This window comes from Paraburkholderia youngii (genome assembly GCF_013366925.1).
GTDB classification, from domain to species: domain Bacteria; phylum Pseudomonadota; class Gammaproteobacteria; order Burkholderiales; family Burkholderiaceae; genus Paraburkholderia; species Paraburkholderia youngii.
The window spans coordinates 4,869,883-4,893,745 of sequence record NZ_JAALDK010000001.1 but is presented as its reverse complement, the minus strand read 5'-3'; the positions used below and the strand labels follow the sequence as shown (position 1 = coordinate 4,893,745).

Sequence of the window (23,863 nt, the reverse complement as noted above, 5' to 3'; positions counted from 1 at the left end):
GGCGCCCTACAGAAGTTCGGCCGAAACGTAGCCCGGATGGCTCAGTTGCGTGGAGAGAAAAATGCCGTGCGGCGAGCGGCCTACGTCGATGGTGTCGTAGTGACCGGTGTCCGGGTCGAGAACGCCAACCTGCTCGCGGAATCGCAGGGTGACCCAGACCTTGCCGTCCGGGGCAATGCTGAGGTCGTCGGGGCCTCCGGCGTGGAGCGGATAAGTGCGGCGTAGCTCCAGCGTGGCCGCGTCGAGCGCCGCGAGGGAACCGCCCACGCGGTTGGTGACATATAGCGTCTTGCGATCGGGCGTCAGAAAGAGGTTGTGCGGACCGATTCCGGTCTTGATGCGCCGCAGGACCGCGCCCGTGACCGGATCGACTTCGGCCACGTGATCCGCGCCCATCACGCAGACCAGCACCTTGCCGTTGTGCCACAGCACGCCCGCAGGAGTCGAGCCGAGTTTCGACTTCCACCGGATCGTCATGGTCTGCAGGTCGAACGATACGAGCGTGCTCGACTCCTGCATCGAATTGAAGCTCCAGCGCGAGTCGGGCGAGAAGTCGAGATGGCTCGGCATTTCCCCCGGAGAAAAGCGCTTGGCCAGCGTCAGGTCGTCCGCGCGATAGATGTCCACGTAGTTGATTCGCAGTGCGTTGATGACGAGGTAACGGCGGTCAGGTGTAAAGCCGAGCTGATACGGGTCGGCGATCGTCCTGTGTCCCAGTGACGTGCCAGTGCGCGGATCTACAATGAACAGCGCGTTGCCGCTGGCGTCCGCAATGTAGAGCTTGCTCCTGTCCGGGGACAGCGCCCAATGACTCGGTTCGCGCATCGTGGGCAGCGTGCGGATTACCGCGCGCGAGGCCATGTCGATCACCGACACGCTCGCCTCCCCCGAATTCATCACGATCGCGAGCGATTGCGGCTCGGCGTTGGCTTTCGCGCTGCGCAGAGACAACCACGGCGCAAGGCCTAGACTGAGAGGAAGGGCGAGACTTTGGCCCAGCAAGGTGCGACGTGAAGTTCTCATGGAAGCTGTAAAGAATTGATCAGCGATAGCGGCGAGATCGCGTTCGGCGGCGGTTCTCGAACGCTGTGTGTTTCCGCACCGCGAGCTGCCGCACATCGGCCTTGCCTGGAAGCGGTGCAGCGTGGCGGCGCGGGCCGTTGATGTGCAAGGCCTGCGCCTTCAGTCCACGCGCACGCCTGAAGGCGTTGCTCCATGTGATGCCATGGTTCATCGCGACGCCCGTGGGAGACTGCTGATTCGACTATACGATCAACGGTCGCACGCCAGAATTGCGCCGCGCGCAAATGAGCTTTGCGCCAAAGGGATAGCTCGTGGCGGCGCGCGTCGTACAATGCGCTGGCATGCAAGCAGGCAGCATTGCGTGCGTCCTTTTCTTCCTGGAGCGCCGACCAATGGATTATTTCTCCGCGATGCGTGCCTTCTGCTGTGCCGCGGAGGAAGGCAGCATGAGCAAGGCCGCAGCCAAAATCTCCGTCAAGACGTCGACGGTTTCCCGGTACGTGACAGATCTCGAGAGGGATCTGACCATCGCGCTTTTCAACCGCTCCACACGGGGACTGGTCCTGACCGAGGCGGGGCGTGTGTTCTACGAACAGGCCGTGCAGGTGTTGAAAAATCTCGAAGACGCACGAGCCGTCACGGCGGCGCTCAACGCTTCGCCACGTGGCTTGTTGCGCGTGACGATGCCCGCCTCGTTCGGCAGGCGTCATGTGATGCGCCATCTTCCGGAGTTTATGGAGCGATTTCCGCAGATCGATGTCGATGCAAGCTTGACCGACGATGTTGTCAACGTCATCGACTCCGGCGTCGATCTGGCAATTCGGATCGGCGCGTTGCCGGACTCGCAACTGATGGCCCGGCGGCTTGCGCCCCACCGGCGCGTGATTTGCGCGAGCCCTGACTACATCGCCCGGCACGGCGCGCCGGCTACCCCTGACGAACTCGCCGCTCATGCCGCGGTGCGCTTTTCGCTCGCCGCAGACGACCGATGGGTGTTCGTCCACCGGTCCGCAGCGGCGGATCCGGCAACCGTGACGGTGCGTCTGCAGGGACGCGTCCGCGCGGACGATACCGATGCGCTGCTCGACCTGGCGATTGCGGGCTGCGGCATCGCGTTTCTGCCTTCGTGGGCGATCGGCGAGGCCGTGCGCTCCGGCGCGCTCAGCCAACTGCTGCCCGAGTGGGAGGCACAACCCAAAGCCGCCATGCCGGCAATCTGGGCGGTCTATCCGCCGAAAAAGACCGTATCTACCAAGGTGCGCGCCTTTATCGACTTCTACGCCGAATTGTTCGGCCGGGAAGGATACTGGGACTTCTGAGTGCCATGCTCCCGCTTGTCGCGGTCGGTGACGCGGCAGACAGGCGAAGCCGTCTCTGCGTGCAACGGCCCGCGCGTGGCAAGCCGCACACTGGGTATTCCGGTGATCAATGCTCCCGCCTTTCGGCCTCGGGTTGGCTATTGCCTCCTGCTGCCGTGGCCCGCTGCTGTTCAACGTGGAGAATTAACACACTTGCTGCGACGAGCGCTATGCCTGCGGTAGTCGTCAGCAACTGCTGCCAGCCATCGGCCATTCCACGTAATATCAGATCGCGCGCGAGGGACGCCATGGCGATGTACAGCGGGAACCGGACTGGCAACTGACCGAGCCGAAGATACCGCACATCCATCGCGAGCACTTCCAGATAGAGGAACATCAACAGCAGATCTGTCAGTGACACGTCACCGGCGCGAATGATTTTCCAGGCCTCTTGTCCGATAGCGTAGGCAGTGGCGAGACCGATGATGACGAGACCGAGCAGTTCAATGACACACAGGAAGCCTCCGAAACGCCGGCGCACGCTTTCGGCTGCGCTCTCGATCAAGTAGTGGCGGTTCTTTGTCACAGTCATATGTCAGGTATCAATAACGCAGCAGGCGGATGCCACCGCGTCTTTATCAGCTTTCCTCGACGACAACGGATGCCGAATGGACCCAATCCGTTCAGCTTACCCGCGTGCCTTTGAACCTAAGGTGCACAGTTCGGTGTATGTGTGGAAAGCACAGCCCCTCGCAATTGCGCTCGGGCGGCGCCACCCGTGGTTCCGAAAGCTGCTCGAATCGAATCTAAAAGAATGCGAACGGCTTTCCCGCATCATCGAGAACGCTAAATTTCTTGCACGCTCGAAGCACCCGCACGACGCAGGGCTATTGAGCGCCTCTTCCACTGCTTCTTTCGTGCCGACGTTTGCCGGCAGAACGAATCGCGCACTGGCGCTTCGGCCGGGGTGAGGCTCCTGAGGTTCGCGCGGCCAAAGGCGTCGCACCTTGGGTGTCCAAAGACGCGCGGGCGATGCTAGCGTGCATCTCCTCGAGGCGCTGGGCGGCGAGCCGTCGCCCAGCGATCTGCTCTCCGTTGCGCTCGTTCGCCAGTGCGATACGCTGGGCTGTCACCGCGTCAAGACAGTTCACCGCGCCTGCCACCTAGCAATTGGTCATGATCTTCAGCAAGAGTTGTGCGGCGGCCGTTGCGCGTTGCTGGCTTTTGGCTTCGTCGGCTAACGTGTTCAGCGCGCTCACCGGTCGGGGCGTCTCGGGTGCGAGGATCCCCCCGATGTGCAAAACACATTTGCGCAACCGGGATTGCCAATTGCCGAACGACGGACCGCACATTTCGGCGAAGTGTCCGCCCCTCGCACCCGTGCGGCTTGGCAGGCCGCGTGCAAATGACGCTGCGAGATCCGTCGCCGGTTCGCCGACTGACAAGGATCAACGCGCTCGGGTTTCCACTCGTATCTCCCCCAAATCTGACTGCCTAATATTCGGTCGGGTGGTCGACCAGTCGACCAAAATACAAGAATCCAATCAGCCGAACCGCGACGGAAGACGCCGTTGCCGGGAATGGAGGAGACGTTATGTCATTGCAGACGTGGTATGGCTCGAGAGGGCGGCTTCGCCGGTTGGTGAGGGCTGCGCTATGAGCTACCGGTACGACGAAAAGATTGACGGCCCGCTGCCGTTGATCGATAAGGCGGCCCTCGTGGTTGGACTGCGCACTGCGGTTCCTCACATGGAGTTGCTGCATGCGCGCGAGGATCTCAGGCCCTTTGAATGCGACGGACTTGCAGCCTATCGTTGCACCCCGCAGGTTGTTGCGCTGCCTGACAGCGTGGAGCAGGTCGAGGCGCTCCTGAAGTACGCACACCGGCACGGGGTTCCCGTCGTTGCGCGCGGAGCTGGCACAGGCCTTTCCGGTGGCGCGATGCCACTCGAGCGGGGCATCCTGCTCGTGATGGCGCGATTCAATCGGATTCTCGACATCGACGTCGCGGCGCTCACTGCGCGGGTGCAGCCCGGAGTGCGCAATCTCGCCATTTCGCAGGCAGCTGCTCCGCACGGGCTCTACTACGCGCCCGATCCATCGTCACAGATCGCGTGTTCGATCGGCGGAAACGTCGCGGAAAACGCCGGCGGCGTCCACTGCCTGAAATACGGCCTGACCGTCCATAACATCGTGAAGGTCGAAGTGCTGACCATCGAAGGAGAGCGCCTCACACTCGGTGCCGACTCACTCGACGCGCCGGGCTTCGACCTGCTCGCTCTATTCACCGGCTCGGAGGGCATGCTCGGCATTGTCACCGAAGTGACCGTCAGACTCTTGCCAAAGGTTCAGGCCGCGAAGGTCCTGCTCGCGAGCTTCGACGACGTCGCCCGCGCCGGCGCGGCAGTCGCGAAGATCATTGGCGAAGGGATCATCCCTGGTGGCCTCGAGATGATGGACAACCTCTCGATCCGAGCCGCCGAAGACTTTGTGAAGGCGGGATACCCGGTCGACGCCGAGGCGATCCTGCTCTGTGAACTGGACGGGGTACAAAGCGACGTCGATGAGGACGTTGCCCACGTCGATGCGATCCTGCGCGAAGCCGGAGCCACCGATGTGCGGCATGCGCGCGACGAGAGCGAGCGTCTGAAGTTCTGGGCTGGGCGTAAAAACGCATTTCCGGCGGTGGGACGTATTTCGCCAGACTACTACTGCATGGATGGCACGATTCCTCGCCGCGAATTGCCGCGCGTGCTGCAGGGTATCGCCGATCTTTCTGCTGAATTTGGCTTGCGCGTTGCCAACGTTTTTCATGCAGGCGACGGCAACATGCATCCGCTCATTCTCTTCGATGCAAACGTACCCGGGGAAATGGACCGCGCGGAAGCGCTTGGTGGCCGAATTCTCGAATTGTGCGTGGCTGTCGGTGGCAGCATCACGGGAGAGCACGGCGTCGGGCGCGAGAAGATCAACCAGATGTGCTCGCAGTTCAACCACGACGAGCTGCGGTTCTTCCACGCGGTAAAGACCGCATTCGATTCCAATGGTCTGCTTAACCCGGGTAAGAACATCCCGACGTTGCATCGCTGTGCCGAGTTCGGCGCCATGCACGTGCATTTCGGCAGGTTACCGTTTCCCGAACTGGAGCGATTCTGATGCGACAAGACTCTCAAGCTCACGACCACAGCGCAGTGCTGATCGAGCAGGTTTGCGAGGCCATCGCAGCGAGAGCGCCGCTTTTCATTCGCGGTGGAGGAAGCAAACCGTTTCCGGGCCGGCAAGTCGATGCGGCGCCGATCGACACGCGGGCGCATCGTGGCATCGTGAACTATGATCCGACCGAACTCGTCATCACGGTGCGTGCGGGTACGCCAGTCAGCGAACTCGATGACGTGCTCGACGACTCTGGCCAGATGCTGCCGTGCGAGGTCGCGAGCTTCGGCGGGGCCGCGACCGTTGGTGGCATGGTCGCGAGCGGGCTTGCCGGACCGCGCAGACCGTGGGTAGGCTCAGTGCGCGACTTCGTGCTCGGCTGCCGCCTGATTACGGGGCAGGGACGGCATTTGCGATTCGGCGGCGAGGTAATGAAAAACGTAGCGGGCTACGATGTTTCCCGACTCGTGACGGGTAGCTTCGGGTGCCTCGGACTGTTGACCGAAGTATCGTTGAAGGTACTGCCGAAGCCGCGCGCGACGCGACATATTGAAGTCGACATGCCCGCGGCAGCGGCCTTGACCCAACTGGCCGCGTGGCGGTGGGCTGGGCTGCCGATCGCCGGCGCATGCCACGATGGCGCGACCCTCCATCTTCGTCTCGAGGGAGGCGTGGAATCCGTGCGTGGCGCGCACGCGCGCATCGGAGGCGCTGGCACCGACTCAACGTTCTGGCGCGCGCTTCGGGAGCAGCGCTTGTCTTTTTTCGACGATGCGCGCCCGCTATGGCGTCTTTCCGTGCCCCCGACGGCACCGCTCATCGAACTGCCGGGCCCCTGCCTGATCGACTGGGGCGGCGCACAGCGCTGGCTGAAGAGTGACGCGTCCGCGAAGGTGGTGCGCGAGTTGGCGCAGCGTCTTGGCGGCCATGCAACTGGATTTTCCGCCGTCGCCAGCGGCGAAGCGTTTCATCCGCTGCCCGCTGCGCTGATGCGCTATCACCGTGCGCTCAAGCAGCAGCTCGATCCATACGCGATCTTCAATCCCGGCCGCCTCTACGCGGATTTCTGAACGTCAACGCGCCTACGCTATGCAAACGAACCTCAGTACCGAAGCAAAGACGCTCGCGCGCGCCGATGAAGCAGAGTCGATTCTGCGCTCCTGCGTGCACTGCGGCTTTTGCAATGCAACCTGTCCGACGTACCAGTTGCTTGGCAACGAGCTCGACGGTCCACGCGGAAGGATCTATTTGATCAAGCAGGTGCTCGAAGGCGAGCCCGTCAGCGAGACCACACAACTGCATCTGGATCGCTGCCTCAGTTGCCGCAACTGCGAGACGACGTGTCCGTCGGGCGTGAAGTATCACACGCTGCTCGATATCGGGCGGGCGGAAGTCGAGCGGCGCGTCGCTCGGCCCGCGAAGGAACGCCTGTTACGTGACGGGCTGCGGCAGCTGATACCCCGGGCCTCGCTGTTTGCGACCGCGCTCAAAGCGGGGCGTGCGCTCAAACCGCTGATGCCGGAAGCGCTGCGGCAGAAGATTCCGGGACCTCAGGTGAAGGCGAAAGCGCGTCCGGCAGTTCGCCATGCGAGGCGCATGCTTTTGGTTGAAGGTTGCGTGCAGCCGTCGCTTTCGCCGAACACGAACGCTGCGGCCGCCCGTGTACTCGACAGGCTGGGCATTAGTGTGACTGCGGTTGCGCAGGCCGGCTGCTGTGGTGCGACCGACTATCACCTTGGCGCGCACGAAACGGGGCTGAACCGGGCGCGCCGCAATATCGACGCCTGGTGGCCCGCGATCACGGCCGGCGCCGAAGCGATCGTAGTGCCGGCAAGCGGCTGCGGTGCATACGTCAAGGAATACGGGGACATGCTCAAGCACGATCAGGTCTACGCGCAGAGGGCTCGGCACGTGAGTTCTCTCGCACGCGACCTGTCCGAAGTGCTGAGTGCCGAGCCGCTCGAGACTCTCACTCGGCAGGTAGGACACGGACCGAGTCGTATCGCGTTTCATTGCCCCTGCACGCTCCAGCATGCGCAGAAGCTTGGAGGGGCGGTCGAAGCAGTGCTGCGTCGGCTGGGCTTCGATCTCTCCGCTGTCGCGGATGCGCATCTTTGTTGCGGATCGGCCGGCACGTACTCGATCACCCAGCCGGAACTGGCACGCAGACTGCGCGACAACAAGCTCGCCGCTCTCGAAGCGGGCGGCCCGGACGCGATCGTGACCGCGAATATCGGATGCCAGACCCACCTTAATAGCGCGGGCCGCAAGCAAGTGCAACACTGGATAGAACTGGTGGAAGAGGGCTTGGATCAGTCCGCCTGAGCCCTGCAGGCTTAAAACGGCGGCCGCCACAGACTTTTCGGCGCGCGGCGCCTGCTGATGCGCAGCAAGCGAATCGCACGCGTGACAGGACCGGCAGCCTGATACGCCCTACGCGATCGTCAACGGCGCCCCGTCAATTCACACGGCCCGGTAGAACAGGCCAAGGAGACAAAATGAATCCGGCAACGGCATTACCCTCGGGTGCGGTCTTCGCACAACCTCTCACGCCAGTGGCGCACTCGCTACTCTTGTCGTTTCTGGTTGCGGCCGTCCCGATCGGGGTTGCGCTCGTCATGCTGGGTGTACTCCGGCGCCCAGCGTGGCAGGCCTCGATCGCGGGCCTGATCTGCGGGTTCGCGATTGCCGTCGGTATCTGGGGCATGCCCGTCGGGCTCGCGCTTAACGCGGTCGCGGCCGGCATGGCGCTCGCCCTGATGCCTGTGATGTGGATCGTCTTCACCGCGCTCCTGCTTTACAACATTGCCGTGAAGTCGGGCCGCTTCGACGAGTTCCGTCAGTGGATGCTCGATCATCTGCCCGACGACAGGCGCCTTGTGCTGCTCGTCGTCGCGTTCTCGTTCGGTTGCTTGCTCGAAGGGATCTCTGGATTCGGCACTCCCGTGGCGATTACCAGTGCACTGCTTGTGGGCCTTGGCTTCCCCGCACTTGAGGCACTCAGCTTCACCCTCATCTTCAACACTGCACCGGTGGCTTTCGGCGCACTCGGAGTGCCGATAACGGTGCTCGGTGCGGTGACATCGCTTCACGCCGGAACGCTCGGTGCGATGGTGGGGCGGCAATTGCCGTTCTTCGCGTTCCTGCTGCCGTTCTACGTGATCTCGATCTATGGCGGCGTACGCTCGATCCCGAAACTGTGGCCCGCGCTCGTCGTCTCGGGCGGCAGCTTCGCGCTTACACAGTTTGTAACGTCCAACTACCTGGGATACCAGTTGACTGACGTGCTGTCGTCGCTCACGTCGCTAATTTTGACCATTGGGTTCCTCAAGGTCTGGCGGCCGCAGCGCGACCCTGCTTTTGCGATGTCGCGTCCAGGGACGTATGCACACGGCACCGAGCGCCCCGGCTACGGCGGCTGGATGCCGTGGATCGTCGTATCGGTCGTGGTGATCGTCTGGGTGCACGCGCAGATTGCGTCGATCGGCGAGGCAAAGGTGCAATGGCCGGGCTTGCACAATGGCGTGTTCGTAACGCTGTATCACAAGCCCTACGCTGCGGTGTGGGACGTGCAGCCGCTCGGTACCGGCACGGCGATTCTGGTCGCCGCCATTATTACGGGCCTGTGGACCCGCGTCGGTATCGCCGGCTTTTTTGGCTGCGTGGCGAAGACCTGGAGGCAGACCCGCATCGCTATCGCAACCGTGATGATGATCGTCGGCCTTGCCTATCTGCTCAACTATTCGGGCATGAGCTATACGTTAGGGATGGGCGTCGCATCTACCGGTGTGCTGTTTCCGCTGGTATCGGCGTCGCTAGGGTGGGTGGCGGTGTTCCTCTCCGGCAGCGACACATCGGGTAACGCGCTATTTGGCAATCTGCAGGTTGTGGCGGCGAAACAGCTTGACCTTAGCCCGGTTCTGATGGCGGCAACCAACTCATCGGGCGGCGTCATGGGCAAGATGATCTCGCCGCAGAACATCGCGACGGGCGTGTCGACGACCGAGCTAAAAGGTCAGGAAGGAGTTGTGTTCGCGCGGACCTTCGGGCACAGCATACTGTTGACGCTGTTGCTCGGCGTCCTCGTCCTTCTGCAACAGCACGTCCTTACATGGATGATTCCCGCGCTGCCACACTGATGGCCGACTGGGCGCGAAAAACCGCGCCCCCACTAGCGGGTGGCGTTCTCACGGATGAACGACAGGTGCGTGACCAAGGCGTTGCGCGCGGCGACGGGATCGTGCTGCTGGATTGCGTCGTAGATGCGCCGATGCTGGTTGATCAGATGGGAGAGATCCGCATCGTGCTTTTCGAAAGCTGAATAGGTTTCCTCGATGGATCGCTGCACGAGGTTGTGCAGTCCGTGCATCACATGAATGAGCACGATGTTGTGTGTCGCCTCTGCAATCTGAAGGTGAAACGTCGCATCGAGTAAAGGCAGGGAAGGCTGGCCCGGCACGACGGCGTAGGGATTGTCCTGCTGAAAAGCGGCGTCCAGTGCGTCTAGCGCCGACTTGATTTTCTTGATGTCGGACTTCGTGGCCCGCACCGCAGCCAGTTCGGCGGCAATGGCTTCCAGGCCGCCCCGCATCTCGAGAATGTCACCGGCCGCCTTGCGGTGGCGCGCCATCAGATGGGCGAGAGGCTCCGCGATCAGCGGGGCGCTCGGGTCGGCGATCACGTAGCCGCCCCCCGTTTTCGCCCGGAGCAGCTTGCTGCCTTCGAGTCGCAGCAGCGCTTCGCGCAACGACGGTCGTGAGACATTGAGCTGCTGCGCGAGATCGCGCTCCGAAGGCAGTGATTCTCCCCCGCGCAGTTTGCCGTCGACGATCAGCTGTTCGAGCTGCTGGCAGATGGCATCGGACAGCCGGAACCGCGTCGGGGGAACAATAGGGGTGTAAGACATGAGCCTCTTTTCCTCTTCTGGCCTTTGGTTGTGAGTCTGCAGCGTTGACTGACCGGTACTACGGCCGTGTAGTCCAAGATTCTCACACAAAATCCGCAATGGGACGGAAGGGCGCTTTGCTGTCGAATGAGAAGAGGCCCAGTCAGTTGTTCGCGCGCGTGAATATGGTGCGCAAGGCGCCACTAAACGTTGAAAGGGCCAGCGAAATTAGCATGGTGCCGTGAGAAGAGTAGCCACTGCGCGAACGATCGCGGAGCCGGAGCGGATCGGTGATTCCGAGGCGTCGAACTTTAAATACAGGGCAGCCGTTGATTTTGGGGTTTGACGAAACTCACGCTGAGACTAGTGTCATGTGCATATTTAACGGACTGAGTCAGGTGAGACGATCGCTTCCCCATCTTTTCGTTCGTCGTCTTTGCGACGCAATATCCCGAGCTGCGCTAACTGCTGCAGAACCTCGTATTCGATGGGCCTGAGCGGCGAATGGCGTATAACTGGCTGCTGAGCGGGACTCCCGCGGCCTTTAGCACGGACCTGTTCGATCGCGCGCGACAGTGCATGTTGGAAAGTCGTATTTTTCTTTGCGAATACAGGCGAGTTCTGGATTACGGCCCCTGCACCCAATAGCCGTCGCAACAGCGACAGCGTCAAGGTGAGGTCGAGTCTCTGATGGCTTCGCATTGACAAGTTGAACCGGCACATCGCTTCCGCGTCTGAGCTGGCAAGGCCGGCTTTGCGCCGCAAAACTTCACTGTCGGCGGCACTAGCGGATGATAGGCAGGCAGCGGCGAGGTACGCAAGGTTCGCTTCGATGGCACGATCGACCGCGTCCAACAACTTTTCGCGGTCTCCGATCGATCGAATCAGCCAGGTTGCCAACAGTGCTGCCAGACAGCCGAGCAGGTTGTTCCCGAGTCGATCGACCGCGTACATGAATTCATTTGCAGGCTTTGCAAAATCGGCGACGAGAACGAACGACGGTGTCAGGAATACGACGTACAGGCTGTAGCTGACTCTGCGGAGTCCCATCGTTAAGCAGATCAGGGGGAACACGACAAGGGAAATGGCGACGGGACTGTGGATCGCCAGGCCAATCGCCGCGGCTAGCAATGCACCCGCGGCGCTGCCGGCTGCCCGCTCCATACTCCTCGTCATGGTCATTCCGCCCGCGGGCTGAAGGACGAATAGCGTCGCCATCGTCGCCCAGTAGCCGAAAGGTATATGGAGACTTCGCACGACGACGAAGGCGGATGTAGTGGCAAAGCAAAGGCGCGCTGCATGCCGCAGACCAACCGAGTTCGGGTGAAGATTGGCGCGCAGCGTTTGCAGCGCGTCGTGCGTCGTTTTTCGCAACGTACGCCACCAGTTCTTCTCTTCCAACGCCGACGGCATCGGCGGCACAAGACTCGATACACCCGTTGAAATGAAGCGGATCGTCAACGTCTGATTCAGCACGCCTTCGATGCGACGTGCAATGATAGGCAATCGCGCGCGCAGCTCATGAGGAAACGGCGTGACAGGCTTCTCGACCCGTTGGGCGATTCGCGCAAGCAGGCCGCCCAACGCGGCAATGCACCGTGCAACCCGGGCGGTGCGCTCAGACAGGGTCCGATGGTCGGATTCATCCGGTACGCGGCCGTTTTCGAGGGCAGTGGAGATCACGATGAGACTCACCAGGATCCATTCAGCGTCGTCGAGTGCGAGCAGAAGATCGCCCAGCAGTTGACGCCCTTCGGACCGCAACGGTGGCGGCCCGATCAGCGCGCCGCGAGCCGTTTCGAGCGACTGTCTGACTTGTGTCCGGAACTCTGTCGTGCAGAGGGTCCAGTCCTCCTGTGCCGCGCCCGGTCTCGTAGCAAGCGCTGCGATGTCGCGAGCCGCGGCGGAAAGACGCTGATAGACGAGCCGTACAGCATAACGGCTCGCTCTGGACGGGTGAATGCGCCAGACGCTAAAGCTGAGCAAGGTCGCCAGCAGGCAGCCGGCGAGATAGATGCCCAGCAGCGATACTCCTTGATGAAGACTGCGGATCGGAGTATCCACCATGACGATACACGTGGTCGCGCTAACCAGCGCAACCTGATAGGCAGCGGGTGCCCATATCGAGGCGAGGCCAGCGCACAACGACACCACCAGCACGGCGGCACACGCGGCGCTAAAACCAGCCGCAGACGCGAGTGCGGTAAGGCCACCCATCACGGTGGAAATCACGGCAAAGCCAAACATCGAGACAAGACGCCGACGTGACGATCCGCCGGCATCTGCGAGGCACGTCCAGAACGCGCCAATTGCTGCCCAGGAAAATAGGCGGTTCTGAAGCAACTCTCCGACGACGAGCATCGCTGTTGCCGCGCAAGCCGCCCTCATGCCTTCGGATAAGCTCGCTTCCTCCATGGCGAAGGAAACCATCCAGGAGGGTCGCCGCCGCGCTAAGTCCCGAAGGAAAGACCGGCACTGACCCGTTAGTCGGTGAAGCTTGGAAAAGATCATCGTGCCCTCTACTTCGCTCCCGTCAGAACAGTTCGTCGTTCCACCTGCCCGGAGAGTCAATCCGAATCAATTCTATCCACCGACGTGCCCATTTGGGCGTACAGACTAGCGATACACAGAGCGGTACAGCGATTGACGAGCATTGCACTGCAACAGCCGGAGTATTGCCGTCCGATTCATGCACGCATATGCGCGACGTGCCAAAGCGCAGCCGCGGGCTATCAACCCGCGGGCCGCAGCATACCCATCGCGGCAATAGAGAGTTGCAGGTTCGGTACTTCCGCTCGATGCGCGAGACGCCTGTCCTGCGCGAATTCGACTCTACATTTTCAATCCAGCGTTGGCACTGCGCAGGTCGAATGCGAGCGTCGGCAGGGAGGACGGTTATGCCCTTTACGCAAAGGTGATTTCGAGCGAGCGTAGTTCCGCATAGCAAGGTGCAACGCCTATAGTTTGCGTCAACGCTGCCGGCAAAGGTTGGTTGCGGCCGACGTCAGCGGTAGCGCCCTTCAAGCAACGCACCTAATTTTTTGGAGAATCCTATGCTTGACAAGACCTCTATTGCGACGCTCAGTCTCCAGGACGACGAAGTCACGCGTGACGCGGAGTATTTCGAATACACGTCGTCTGCGAATCCGATCGGAGCGAAGCTGATTTCGCGCGTGCCGTATCGCACGTTCCTGAACTCGCTCTACGATGACGGCCCTACCCGTATCGTGCCGCTGGACCTTTCGTCCGAACTCGGCGTCGATTATCCGGCTACGGGTCCGGGCTTGATGGCCAGCTTCGTGCGCATTGTCGCAGGCGAAAAGGTGTCCGTGAACCCAAACGCGACCTCACAGGTGTTTTACGTGCTAGAAGGACACGGCACGGTCGCACAGAACGGCACGGCGTTCAGCTTCGGCGCCGGCGATTTCTTTTCACTTCCGGGTGGCGGCGAGGTTGTGATTTCGGCCGAGGGCACCGCTCGTCTCTATTACGTTAACGACGGCCCTCTGCTTTCGTATCTGGGCGCCGACTTCTCGCGTGCGCGTTTCACCCCGACGCTGTATCCGGTGGCGCGTGCGAAGGAAGAGCTCGACAAGGTTTCGAATGCTCCGGGTGCAGCTCAACGCAACCGCGTAAGCATCCTTCTCGGTAACGCCCACTTTCCGCAGACTCGCACGGTGACGCATTCGATGTGGGCCATGTTCGGTGTCGTTGCACCGAAGACGATGCAAAAACCGCATCGCCATCAGTCGATCGCGCTCGACTTCATCCCCAACTGCAAGCCGGGTGTCTATACGCTCGTTGGCACGGAACTGGATGCCAATGGCGACATCGTCGACCCAGTGCGCGTGGACTGGACGCCGGGCATGGCCTTCGTCACTCCCCCTGGCTACTGGCACGCCCACTTCAACGAATCCGACGAAGCCGCGCACGTTATCCCGCTTCAAGATGCTGGCCTGCAGACTTATCTGCGGTCTCTCGACATCCAGTTCGCGAGATAAACGCGAGGCGGACGGTCCGCCGGTGGCAGCAGAACGTCGCAGTGCTCGACGGACCGACAGAATAGAGATATTCAACGGTAGCGACGCCGCGCTCAGCCTTTCCATGCGAGAGCGCGGTGCATTTAATCCGCAGCGTGCCGACGCGGCGGATTCGCGCTTGTTTGTCGCAAAAGCAGCCGCAAGGCGCGCGCCGTCATCTTTCGCATGACGAGACAAAATTGCGTGAAGAGGCGGTTATCAAACGGTTCTGTTCCGGGGAGCCGGGGTCGCTCCATGTGCGCTTACAACGAAAACTCTCACTGCTTTCCTGCCAGCAGAACATGTCACTGGCGTTGACAGCTCCTGCCGCAAGTGAGAGTCCCTGTGTGCTTCGTAAATGACCCGTCGCGTAACTTTCAATGAAAGCCCGGTCCTGAAGGCCTCCAGCCACCGAGGCAGATCCACGGTCGTTATGGCCTTGATAACGATCGGTTTCGCTGCGTGCATTGCACGTGCCCTTTGGATTCAGGTGCTCGATAGTCGCTTCTACCAATCGAAAGGAGACGAGCGTGTCGACCATGTCATCGACCTGCAGACCGATCGAGGCCGAATCGTCGACCGCAACGGTCGCGTGCTGGCTACGAGCGTCCCAACGATGGCAGTGTGGGCGGACGCAAGCGGGATTCCGGACAATGTGCAGCCAGGCAAGCTCGCCATGCTCGCGCAATTGCTAGGAATATCAGATCAGCAACTGAACACTCAAATTGAAAGCGACAAGACGTTCGTCTATCTGAAGCATCAGATATCGCGAGACGTCGCCCGTCAGGTCGAAGAACTCGCCATCCCAGGTATTTACGAGCTGCCCGAATATAAGCGCGTGTACCCGGAAGGTGCAGTTACCGCTCAGGTGGTCGGTTTCACGGATACGGAGGGCCGGGGCGAGGAGGGTGTTGAACTCGGAGCACAAAGTGAGCTCAACTCGGTGGACGGGAGAGAACTCGTCGTGCGCGATCGGGTCGGCCATATCGTGAGTGACCTCGGGAGCGTAAAGAGTCCTCAACATGGGGCGGATATCGAGCTCGCGCTTGACCGCAGCATCCAGTACATCGCTTACGGGGCCCTCCGGGACGCAGTCACTTCGAGCCATGCAGAAAGCGGATCCGCGATCGTGGTTGACGGACACACCGGAGAAGTTCTCGCGCTTGCAAATTACCCGAGCTACGATCCCAACGACAGGTCGGCCCTGCGCGGCCCCGCGTTGCGCAACCGCGCCGTGACCGACGTATTCGAACCGGGCTCAATCATGAAGCCTCTAACCGTATCGCTCGCGCTCGACCTGGGTCGGCTTACGCCCAGTTCGATTGTTGAAACCGACGGGCGATTTTCGCTTGACGGCGCGGTTATCACTGACGATGCGAACTTCGGTACGCTGACTGTCGCCCAGGTCATCCAGAAGTCCAGCAACATTGGCGCATCGAAGATTGCCCTGACGATGAAGCCCGAGGAAATGTGGGGGCTTTACTCGGCATTGGGTTTTGGCCGGCCGCCCAAGCTTGGCTTTCCAGGAGCGGCTGCCGGCATCGTGCGACCATGGAGTAGATGGCGGCGAATCGAACAGGCGACGATGTCTTACGGCTACGGCGTCTCGATGTCACTCGTCCAGCTTGCGGAGGCGTACACGGTGTTCGCCAACAATGGTCGGCTCGTCCCGCTTACGCTATACAAACGGGATGGTTCGACTGTGGCGGGCACACAGGTGTTCACGCAACGGACCACCGACCAAATGCGGGCGATGCTGGAGAGCGTCGTTTCCAAGGGTGGTACTGCGCCGGACGCACAGGTGCCTGGCTATAGCGTCGGCGGTAAAACGGGCACGGCCTACACTGCGACGCGCCACGGATACGAGCGGAACGCCTACCGTGCATCGTTCGTGGGGATCATTCCGATTCGGAGTCCGAGGCTCGTGATAGCTGTATCTGTAGACAAGCCCCAAGGAGCCAAGCATTTCGGCGGTGACGTGTCCGGGCCGGTGTTCGCCCGGATCGCATATGCAGCGATGCATGAACTTGGCGTGCCACCCGACATGCCCATGCCAGATGCCAAGGACGGCCCAGTTGCGAACGGAGACTTCCGTTAGACCTCGAGGACGCGTTGCCGTCGGTCGATTCGATCGCGAACGCAGATGAGAGTCGTCGCATAGGCGCCAGTGTGCCCGAAGTGAACCGGGATAATGTGGCCATAGCAGGGCGCGTCCGGCAGAACGTACGCAAAGAGGTGGAGAACTGCATTGTTTCGTATCGAGTCGCGGCGAGATGTCTTCCATGAGCAGCGGTTCGTCAAGTGTTATCAAGCTAACCTCTCGACTGATGTGTAAGTCCCTTCTCTGCGCCCCAGAGAAATGAACGGTGTCTTTTACCGCGAGCCGCGATGGACTGAAGCCGGTCTTGCGTTCGTGACACTTGGACGTCTCACCACATTCGATCCGTTGGGATGATATCAGGCTCATCCTGCATGCGACTTACGCGGTATTGAAGATTGAGAACGCTCCCCATCGAAAGAACCGGTTGCGTGGATCAACCCGGCACTTTGACGGGCATGTTCCATTCGAAATCCATGCGCATCTTCATCCTGCGTCGCTTAACCATTGTTCGCGCTACTGAATTGCAGTCCACTTCGCCGTTGCAGCCCGACCGACACGGGGCTAGTACAACTTCCTCAGCGCATGGCTTGGAGACCTATTGTGTGAGCATGATGCTCTGCTTTGAAAAAGCCTGGGCAGGCTGGTTGTACGGATCAGATGCCGATCTAACCGCCAGTGACAGGGGGAAAGAACGCAATTTCGCTGTCTTCGCATACGAAGAAACTTCCTGCCACAGTTTGGTGGTTGACCGCGGCGCGGACGGGCCGGCCCTCGTGCAATGCATCTGCTGTTCGTGCGTCGCGCGAGGCTAGCATCGATCGAAGGGCATCGACGGTCAGATGCGGCACATCGACCACGACGATTTCCTCGCCGATGCCGAGTTGCTCGCGAATGCTCGCGAAGTATTTGATGTTGAGCTTCATCTGTGTTTTCCAGTTGCCGTGCGTGCAATGGGACTCTGGGCTTAGCCCCACCGCAGCATCGCTTGTTCGTCGCTTCGTCTCGCTTCTACCCAATCGGACCCGCCGTCTCGCCGATGCTCTTTTTTCCAAAGCGGGGCGTGCATCTTCAGAAAGTCCATGACAAACTCACACGCTTCGAACGCGGCGGCCCGGTGCGGCGCTGCCACGACGACCAGTACAACTGCGTCGCCCAGCATAATGCGTCCGGTCCGGTGGACTACCTTTACTGCATCGACTTTCCAGCGAGCAATAGCCTCTTCGACGATGCCCCAGAGCGACTGCTCGGTCATGCCGGGGTAGTGCTCCAGTTCCAGTGAGACGACGTCGTCCAAATCGCCGCTATTGCGCACAACACCGATGAAATTGACGACGGCACCGACGTCCGGATTGCGCATGATGGGCGCGATTTCCGTCTGGACGACGATAGGCTGCTGCTGCACTCGTACTTCAAAGCCCGCGGCTATGCCGGCGCCTGGCGTTGCGTGTTCGTCATCGCTGTCGGGACACCGAGTGGACGGTTGGACGGATGACGCGGGGGCGAGGGCAGACATGACCATTTCTCCGATATTCGTTTGAAAAGCGTATGCACCAGCTCAACTCTTCAGGAGCGACATGCGTACCGTCTGATGTGCCTTTCCCAAGCCGGCTTGTGTCGCGTGGCACTCTGGGCAGATACATTTAGTAGGGTGCAGCAGGAGCGGAGCGCCCTTTCATCACTCGTCCGCGTATCGCTTCGCGAGTGCTAGTGCTTGACAGGCACGACCTTGCCGCGGAAGAGGTGATACTGGTAAAGGTTGTAGCCGATCATAATCGGGAACACCATGCCGATCCCAAGCAGCATGAATGCAAGCGTCGGGCTGTCCGAGGCTGCGGCGTCAACTGTCAATTTGCCCGGCACGATGTACGGGAACAGGCTGATCGCGAGCCCGGCGAACGAAATCACGAAAAGTAGCGTCGAACCGATGAACGGGCCGCTCTCGCCGCGCATATGAATCGAATAAAGGACGTAGACGAATGCCAAGGCCGCGAAAACCGCAAGTGCGATCAGCAGACTGAAAACTGCGTGTTCATGCCAGCGCGTCACGCCGACCGGACTGACCTTGAATGTTGCCAACGATACGATGAGCGCTGCGACGACTGTCGCGAATGCGGCGGCAGTAGCTTCGCGACGGGCGGAGCTTTGAATAGCACCGGTCGTCTTTTTCACGACCCACGTGGCACCGAGCAGGCAATAGCCGGACACGACGCCGATCGCGGTCACGGCGACGAAGCCGAGGCTTGAGAGGCCGGGCACGAACCCGGTGAGGACCTTGCCGAGCACGATGCCCTGAGAGATTGCAGCGAGGAGGCTACCGATCCCGAATACCCGGTCCCATACCGTCTTGCTCGAGTGAGCTGCGTGCCGGAATTCGATGGCGGCGCCACGCATGATAAAGCTTGCGATCAGGACCATCACGGGGACGTAGAGGTCCGTGAGGATCATCGCGTAGGCCGACGGGAATGCGCCGAAGAGGGCGCCGCCGAGCGCGACTAGCCAGGTCTCGTTTGCGTCCCAGACGTGACCTATGGACTGGATCATGAGATCACGGTCGTGTTCCTTGCGGCGCAGCAGCGTGAGGATGCCCAGGCCAAGATCGAAACCGTCGGTTACCACGTACAGCATGAGCATGAGGCCGATCAGCCCAAACCACGCCTGATTTAGCAATTCCTGTGTCGATGCGGATGGCATGCTGAAATCCTGTGTTCAAATGTGAATCGGTGGATGCGTTGAAAATCAATATTCGACTGTGTGCGCGACTACATGGCGCTGTGACTCGACCGGTGGCATCAGTGTCAAGTCCGGCCCTTGACGCAGCCAGCGGCGCGCGAAGATGAAAAACGACGTAATCAGCACGACGTAGAAGACCCCGAACATGCTCATGCTGGCCGAGATTTGGCCGGCAGGAATGGCGGAGGCGGCGTGGTCGGTGCGCAGCAGGCCGTAGACGATCCACGGTTGGCGCCCCACTTCACGGACGATCCAGCCGCACTCGACCGCAATGTATGGCAGCGGAATCGCGAGCACCCATGCCAGCAGGAGCTTGCGTCGGGCGAGCAGAGCATTGATGTTGCCGCGCGACTTGCGCAACGCGTAGACCGTCCAGAATGCCAGCACCATGAAAAGGAACCCGATGCCGGCCATCACGCGGAATGTGTAGTACAGCAGCGGAATCATTGGTGGCCGGTTCTCGACGGGAATGTCCTTCAGACCGGTCACCTGGCCGTGGAGGCTGTGCTTGGCGAGCAGACTCAGTGCGCCCGGCACTTCGAGCGACCAGTCGTTGCGCTGCTGGGCGGCGTCCGGCCACGCGAGCAACGACCAGTTGGCGCCCGTGCCAGGCGCATTCGTTTCCCAGTGGCCTTCGATTGCTGCGCCCTTGGCCGGCTGCGTGGCGAAGACGTCTACGCCGCTGGAGTCGCCGAGCCAGATCTGGACTGGCGCGACAACGGCCAGAATCAGCAGAGCGAGCTTGAACGAACGGACGAAGAACGCGGGATTACGGCGCTTCAGCAGGAAGTAAGCAGAAATTCCGGCGACAACGACAAGGCCTGTTTCGAGCGCGGCAAACCACATATGCGACACACCCCACGCCATATCGGGATTGAAAATCGCTTTCACGTAGTCGGTGACGACGAGCTTGCCGTCGACCACAGCCACGCCGTCCGGAGTTTGCAGCCATGAGTTCGCCACCATGATCCAGAACGCCGAAAGGGACGAGCCGAGCGCGACCATTGCCGTGGCGAAAAGGTGCACGCCCTTCGGCACACGGTTCCACCCGAGCATCATGACGCCGACGAAGCCGGCCTCCAGCATGAAGGCCATGGCGCCTTCAAAGCCCAGGATGTTGCCGAAGAACTGGCCGGTGTACTCGGAGAAAGGACCCCAGTTCGTGCCGAACTGGAATTCCATCGGGATGCCACTCACAACGCCGACCGCAAAGTTGAGGAGCAGCAGCTTGCTCCAGAATCGCGCGTGGCGATACCAGTCGACATTGCTGGTCCTGACCCACAGGATTTCGACGACTAGCAGGAACGCGGAAAGACTTATCGTGAGAATAGGCCACAGTATATGAAATATTGCGGTCTGCGCGAACTGGCCGCGCGCCAGGTCTAAGGCTTCGACAGACATGAATGATCACCAGGCAGGTTACAAGGGAGGATGCGCCTGGCAGGAGGCGCAACCCGGTTCCTCAGTTGAGAATCAGAATGCGAGCAGGACCGGCGGCTCCGAGGAGCGGTGAAGTAGCACGGGAATCGACTTGGACGTCGGCGTGTTGCAGACGTCGCCCACGCTCGACAGCGGCACGAGCGGGTTGGTTTCCGGGTAGTACGCGCCGATGCAGCCTCGCGGAATGTCGTATTCGACCAGGCGGAAGTGCTCGGCGCGCCGCTCCTGGTTGTCGTCCCAGACGGTGGTCAGGTCGACCCAATCGCCGTTGCTGAACCCGAGCATTTCGATGTCGGCGGGATTGATGAAGACGACCCGCCGTTGGCCGAATACACCGCGGTATCGGTCGTCGAGGGCGTAGATGGTCGTGTTGTACTGATCGTGCGAGCGCGTCGTCATGAGCGTCATCAGCCGGTCGCCATGAAGCGCCTTGGCGCGGGCGATAGGCGTGTCTCGCTGCACCTCGTGCACGATGAAGTTTGCTTTTCCGGTAGAGGTCTTCCAGTCGCGCTCGCGCGAGGCCACCCGCAGGTGGAAACCGCCAGGCTGCCCGACGCGCTCGTTGTATCGATCAAAGCCGTCGATCACCTGCTCGATGGCGTCGCGAATCTTCGCGTAGTCGGCGGCGTAGGCGAGCCAGTCGACTTTCGCGTTTCCGAGCGTCGCGTGAGCGATATTGGCCACGATGGCCGTCTCGGACATCAGATTCGGCGAGGCCGGCTTGTTCATGCCGTACGAGATGTGGACCATGCTCATAGAGTCCTCGACCGTGATGCCTTGGGCAACGCCGTTTTGTACGTCGATTTCGGTGCGCCCGAGAGTCGGCAGGATCAGCGCATCCGAGCCGTGCACAAGATGACTGCGGTTGAGTTTTGTCGTGATATGCACGGTCAGATTGCACGAACGCAGCGCGTCGAACGTGCGCGGCGTGTCGGGAGTCGCCATGGCGAAATTGCCGCCGAGGCCCAGAAACACCTTCACATGGCCATCGATCATGTGCTCCACGGTTTCGACTACGTCAAGACCATGTTCGCGAGGCGGATCGAAGTCGAAAACCATTCCGAGCCTGTCAAGAAAGGCTTTCGTGGGCTTTTCCTCGATGCCCACGGTACGGTTGCCCTGCACATTCGAATGGCCACGAACCGGGCAAAGGCCGGCACCTTCACGACCGATATTGCCGCGCATCATTAGCAAATTCGACAGCATATGCACGGTCTGCACTGAATGCTTGTGCTGCGTGATACCCATCCCCCACGTCGCAATGACGCGCTTTCCGTTGGCGTAGATGCGCGCAAGTCCCTCGATCTCTTCACGCGCAACGCCGGATTCGGTCTCCAGCAGCGACCAGGATTCGCTGCGCAGGTCGTCCGCGAACGCGCTGAAGCCTTGCGTATGCTGGCTGATGAACTCGAAGTCGAGGAGCCGTTCCGTACCGTTCTCGAGTGCCTTGTCATCGAGTTCGACGAGGTGCTTGGCCACTCCCTTGATCAACGCGAAATCCCCACCCAGCTTGGGCTGAATGAACGTCGAAGCAATCTTCGTGCTGCTGAACGTGAGCATTTCGGCGGCGTGCTGAGGACTCGTGAAACGTTCGAGACCGCGCTCGCGCAGCGGGTTCACCGAGACGATGGTGGCACCGCGCCGCGACGCTTCGCGCAGTTCACCGAGCATACGTGGGTGATTGGTCGCGGGATTCTGGCCGAAAATGATGATTGTGTCGGCGAGTTCGAAATCGTCAAGCGTGACGGTACCTTTACCAATGCCAACGGTAGACGGAAGGCCGCGGCTCGTCGCCTCGTGGCACATGTTCGAGCAGTCGGGGAAGTTGTTCGTCCCGTACATGCGCACAAACAACTGGTAGAGAAACGCCGCTTCATTGCTCGCGCGTCCAGACGTGTAGAACGCCGCCTGGTCGGGAGAGTCGAGCTGCGTCAGGTGCCTGGCGATCAGTGCGAAAGCGTCGTGCCACGCGATGGGCTTGTAGCGGTCGGTGAAGGCGTCGTACACCATTGGATCGGTTAGCCGGCCGTGCTGTTCGAGCTCGTAGTCTGTCTGCTTCATCAGCGATTCGACGGTATGCTCCTCGAAGAACGCCGGTGTAACGCGCTTCGTGGTCGACTCGGCCGCGACTGCTTTAACGCCGTTCTCGCAGAACTCAAAAGTCGACGCGTGCTGACGGTCGGGCCACGCACAACCGGGGCAGTCGAAGCCATCCGGCTGGTTTTGTTTAAACAGCGTGCGGTAGTTGCCACCTGAAACACGTTCTTTAATCAGGTTGATTGCGACATACTTGAGTGCCCCCCAACCCGCGGCGGGGTGATGGTATGCCTCGATTTTTCCCTTTGCCTTTGACTTGCTCATAACCGTGGTTCCGTTGACTTAGCGCGGCGACCTGTGTCGATATCAGACGGCCGCGCACTGCGTGTAGTTGCGTAAAGAGTAAAAGTAAACGCCGGGTTCAAAGGCACACAGAATCCGCCTAGTTGCTGAAGTACAGTTCTAGCCGCGGCAACGCGTTTGAGCATCTGTGCTGCATATGCGCTTCTAAAAATCACGAAAATAGACCCGTACTAACGCTCGCGGAAGGTAGGGATGTTGTGATCGCCACGATGTGTACCGCTCGGGTGAGCGGGTGCCGTCGGTCAGGCGGCCGAGCCAATGGCGCCGCATCATCATCGCCACAGTAGCGCGCCTGTGCCGTGCCAAAGCCGTGCCCGAAGGCCGGCCGCGTTTGCTTAGTGACCAGTCTGTGCAGGGGCGATGGCAAGCGCCGGATGGACGAATCATGCCCAACGCGCGGATCGCCGTATCAGCTTCTGTCGACGTGAACCGTGCCGCTCCGCACACGCTGGGAAGCTGGCCGGACGCCTAGTCAAGATGGTGGGCTATCCGTACATGTTAGGTTTTACTGATTTGCGTCTCGGCTTGTGCGGCCCAATAACTCCAACCCTTGCTCGTTCAGCGTGATCCCGACGATACGCGAAGGAAGCCGACATTCGTCGATTGCCCCCGAGTCAATCAGTGCGCGCAGATAGCGTCGAACGGTGGCGGTCGGCAACCGCGTGTGCTCGGCGAGCCAAGCCGCGGTGACGGCTGTTTCGGGCCGCAACGGACGCACCTGTCTTTCAGCGAGCGCGGTGAGAATGATGTCGACGATCATGTCGCTCACCCGCGGTGAGGGCGGGGTTCCATCAGGTTGCAATTAGGCAGACCT

The 23,863-nt window shown here is 60.8% G+C and carries 18 protein-coding genes; 8 read left to right on the top strand and 10 right to left on the bottom strand.

From position 1 onward, the window contains the following. Positions 1–6: 6 nt before the first annotated feature. Entirely contained in the window at positions 7–951 is a 945-nt protein-coding gene (locus G5S42_RS22455; RefSeq protein ID WP_246392047.1) for a YncE family protein, read from the bottom strand. Between the two features lie 464 nt (positions 952–1,415). On the opposite strand from G5S42_RS22455, the gene G5S42_RS22450 reads away from it, so the two are divergent. Beyond that, a complete protein-coding gene (locus G5S42_RS22450; protein ID WP_176108787.1) occupies positions 1,416–2,342 on the top strand; it encodes a LysR family transcriptional regulator in 927 nt (308 codons plus the stop codon). Between the two features lie 106 nt (positions 2,343–2,448). On the opposite strand, the gene G5S42_RS22445 is transcribed toward G5S42_RS22450, so the two are convergent. Then, positions 2,449–2,913 carry a phosphate-starvation-inducible protein PsiE gene (locus G5S42_RS22445; protein ID WP_176108786.1) on the bottom strand — a complete coding sequence of 155 codons (465 nt, stop codon included), beginning with the start codon at positions 2,911–2,913 and terminating at the stop codon, positions 2,449–2,451. Between the two features lie 448 nt (positions 2,914–3,361). On the opposite strand from G5S42_RS22445, the gene G5S42_RS45780 reads away from it, so the two are divergent. The 5 genes from G5S42_RS45780 (at position 3,362) to G5S42_RS22415 (ending at position 9,613) form a co-directional block, all read left to right on the top strand. Continuing rightward, positions 3,362–3,562: a hypothetical protein gene (locus tag G5S42_RS45780; protein ID WP_176108784.1), complete on the top strand. Its 201-nt coding sequence runs from the start codon at positions 3,362–3,364 to the stop codon at positions 3,560–3,562. Between the two features lie 415 nt (positions 3,563–3,977). After that, positions 3,978–5,477, top strand: a complete 1,500-nt coding sequence (gene glcD / locus G5S42_RS22430) for a glycolate oxidase subunit GlcD (protein WP_176110594.1) — start codon at positions 3,978–3,980, stop codon at positions 5,475–5,477. Continuing rightward, positions 5,477–6,544, top strand: a complete 1,068-nt coding sequence (gene glcE, locus G5S42_RS22425) for a glycolate oxidase subunit GlcE (RefSeq protein ID WP_176108783.1) — start codon at positions 5,477–5,479, stop codon at positions 6,542–6,544. Before glcD ends, glcE begins: the two co-directional genes overlap by 1 nt. Before the next feature lie 19 nt (positions 6,545–6,563). Further along, a complete protein-coding gene (glcF, locus tag G5S42_RS22420) occupies positions 6,564–7,799 on the top strand; it encodes a glycolate oxidase subunit GlcF (protein ID WP_176108782.1) in 1,236 nt (411 codons plus the stop codon). Between the two features lie 173 nt (positions 7,800–7,972). Beyond that, positions 7,973–9,613 (top strand): L-lactate permease, encoded by a 1,641-nt coding sequence (locus tag G5S42_RS22415; RefSeq protein ID WP_176108781.1) that lies wholly within the window; start codon positions 7,973–7,975, stop codon positions 9,611–9,613. A gap of 32 nt (positions 9,614–9,645) precedes the next feature. On the opposite strand, the gene G5S42_RS22410 is transcribed toward G5S42_RS22415, so the two are convergent. Continuing rightward, positions 9,646–10,470 (bottom strand): FadR/GntR family transcriptional regulator, encoded by an 825-nt coding sequence (locus G5S42_RS22410; protein WP_176108780.1) that lies wholly within the window; start codon positions 10,468–10,470, stop codon positions 9,646–9,648. Positions 10,471–10,740: 270 nt separating this feature from the next. Beyond that, entirely contained in the window at positions 10,741–12,789 is a 2,049-nt protein-coding gene (locus G5S42_RS22405) for an FUSC family protein (protein ID WP_176108779.1), read from the bottom strand. Positions 12,790–13,412: 623 nt separating this feature from the next. On the opposite strand from G5S42_RS22405, the gene G5S42_RS22400 reads away from it, so the two are divergent. Beyond that, complete coding sequence (locus G5S42_RS22400) at positions 13,413–14,360, top strand: cupin domain-containing protein (protein WP_176108778.1); 948 nt, start codon at positions 13,413–13,415, stop codon at positions 14,358–14,360. 508 nt (positions 14,361–14,868) lie between these two features. After that, positions 14,869–16,476, top strand: coding sequence for a peptidoglycan D,D-transpeptidase FtsI family protein (locus tag G5S42_RS22395; RefSeq protein WP_217709934.1), 1,608 nt, complete (start codon positions 14,869–14,871; stop codon positions 16,474–16,476). Between the two features lie 668 nt (positions 16,477–17,144). Here G5S42_RS22395 and G5S42_RS22390 read toward each other — a convergent pair. The 6 genes from G5S42_RS22390 to G5S42_RS22365 form a co-directional block, all read right to left on the bottom strand. Next, positions 17,145–17,402: a MoaD/ThiS family protein gene (locus G5S42_RS22390; RefSeq protein ID WP_176108776.1), complete on the bottom strand. Its 258-nt coding sequence runs from the start codon at positions 17,400–17,402 to the stop codon at positions 17,145–17,147. Between the two features lie 41 nt (positions 17,403–17,443). Continuing rightward, entirely contained in the window at positions 17,444–17,992 is a 549-nt protein-coding gene (locus G5S42_RS22385) for a molybdenum cofactor biosynthesis protein MoaE (protein WP_246392046.1), read from the bottom strand. A 191-nt stretch (positions 17,993–18,183) separates the two neighbouring features. Continuing rightward, the gene (cydB, locus tag G5S42_RS22380) at positions 18,184–19,170 is read right to left on the bottom strand and encodes a cytochrome d ubiquinol oxidase subunit II (protein WP_176108774.1); all 987 of its coding nucleotides are present in this window, start codon (positions 19,168–19,170) and stop codon (positions 18,184–18,186) included. A 45-nt stretch (positions 19,171–19,215) separates the two neighbouring features. Then, the gene (locus G5S42_RS22375) at positions 19,216–20,610 is read right to left on the bottom strand and encodes a cytochrome ubiquinol oxidase subunit I (protein ID WP_176108773.1); all 1,395 of its coding nucleotides are present in this window, start codon (positions 20,608–20,610) and stop codon (positions 19,216–19,218) included. A 72-nt stretch (positions 20,611–20,682) separates the two neighbouring features. Next, complete coding sequence (locus G5S42_RS22370) at positions 20,683–23,010, bottom strand: FdhF/YdeP family oxidoreductase (RefSeq protein WP_176108772.1); 2,328 nt, start codon at positions 23,008–23,010, stop codon at positions 20,683–20,685. Between the two features lie 544 nt (positions 23,011–23,554). Beyond that, positions 23,555–23,809: a hypothetical protein gene (locus G5S42_RS22365; RefSeq protein WP_176108771.1), complete on the bottom strand. Its 255-nt coding sequence runs from the start codon at positions 23,807–23,809 to the stop codon at positions 23,555–23,557. Between the last annotated feature and the right edge of the window lie 54 nt (positions 23,810–23,863).

Coding starts and splice junctions, on each gene's coding strand:
- G5S42_RS22450 (WP_176108787.1), top strand. CDS start 1,416: ATGGATTATTTCTCCGCGATGCGTGCCTTCTGCTGTGCCGCGGAGGAA.
- G5S42_RS22445 (WP_176108786.1), bottom strand. CDS start 2,913: ATGACTGTGACAAAGAACCGCCACTACTTGATCGAGAGCGCAGCCGAA.
- glcD (WP_176110594.1), top strand. CDS start 3,978: ATGAGCTACCGGTACGACGAAAAGATTGACGGCCCGCTGCCGTTGATC.
- glcE (WP_176108783.1), top strand. CDS start 5,477: ATGCGACAAGACTCTCAAGCTCACGACCACAGCGCAGTGCTGATCGAG.
- glcF (WP_176108782.1), top strand. CDS start 6,564: ATGCAAACGAACCTCAGTACCGAAGCAAAGACGCTCGCGCGCGCCGAT.
- G5S42_RS22415 (WP_176108781.1), top strand. CDS start 7,973: ATGAATCCGGCAACGGCATTACCCTCGGGTGCGGTCTTCGCACAACCT.
- G5S42_RS22405 (WP_176108779.1), bottom strand. CDS start 12,789: ATGGTTTCCTTCGCCATGGAGGAAGCGAGCTTATCCGAAGGCATGAGG.
- G5S42_RS22400 (WP_176108778.1), top strand. CDS start 13,413: ATGCTTGACAAGACCTCTATTGCGACGCTCAGTCTCCAGGACGACGAA.
- G5S42_RS22390 (WP_176108776.1), bottom strand. CDS start 17,402: ATGAAGCTCAACATCAAATACTTCGCGAGCATTCGCGAGCAACTCGGC.
- G5S42_RS22385 (WP_246392046.1), bottom strand. CDS start 17,992: ATGTCTGCCCTCGCCCCCGCGTCATCCGTCCAACCGTCCACTCGGTGT.
- cydB (WP_176108774.1), bottom strand. CDS start 19,170: ATGCCATCCGCATCGACACAGGAATTGCTAAATCAGGCGTGGTTTGGG.
- G5S42_RS22375 (WP_176108773.1), bottom strand. CDS start 20,610: ATGTCTGTCGAAGCCTTAGACCTGGCGCGCGGCCAGTTCGCGCAGACC.
- G5S42_RS22370 (WP_176108772.1), bottom strand. CDS start 23,010: ATGAGCAAGTCAAAGGCAAAGGGAAAAATCGAGGCATACCATCACCCC.
- G5S42_RS22365 (WP_176108771.1), bottom strand. CDS start 23,809: ATGATCGTCGACATCATTCTCACCGCGCTCGCTGAAAGACAGGTGCGT.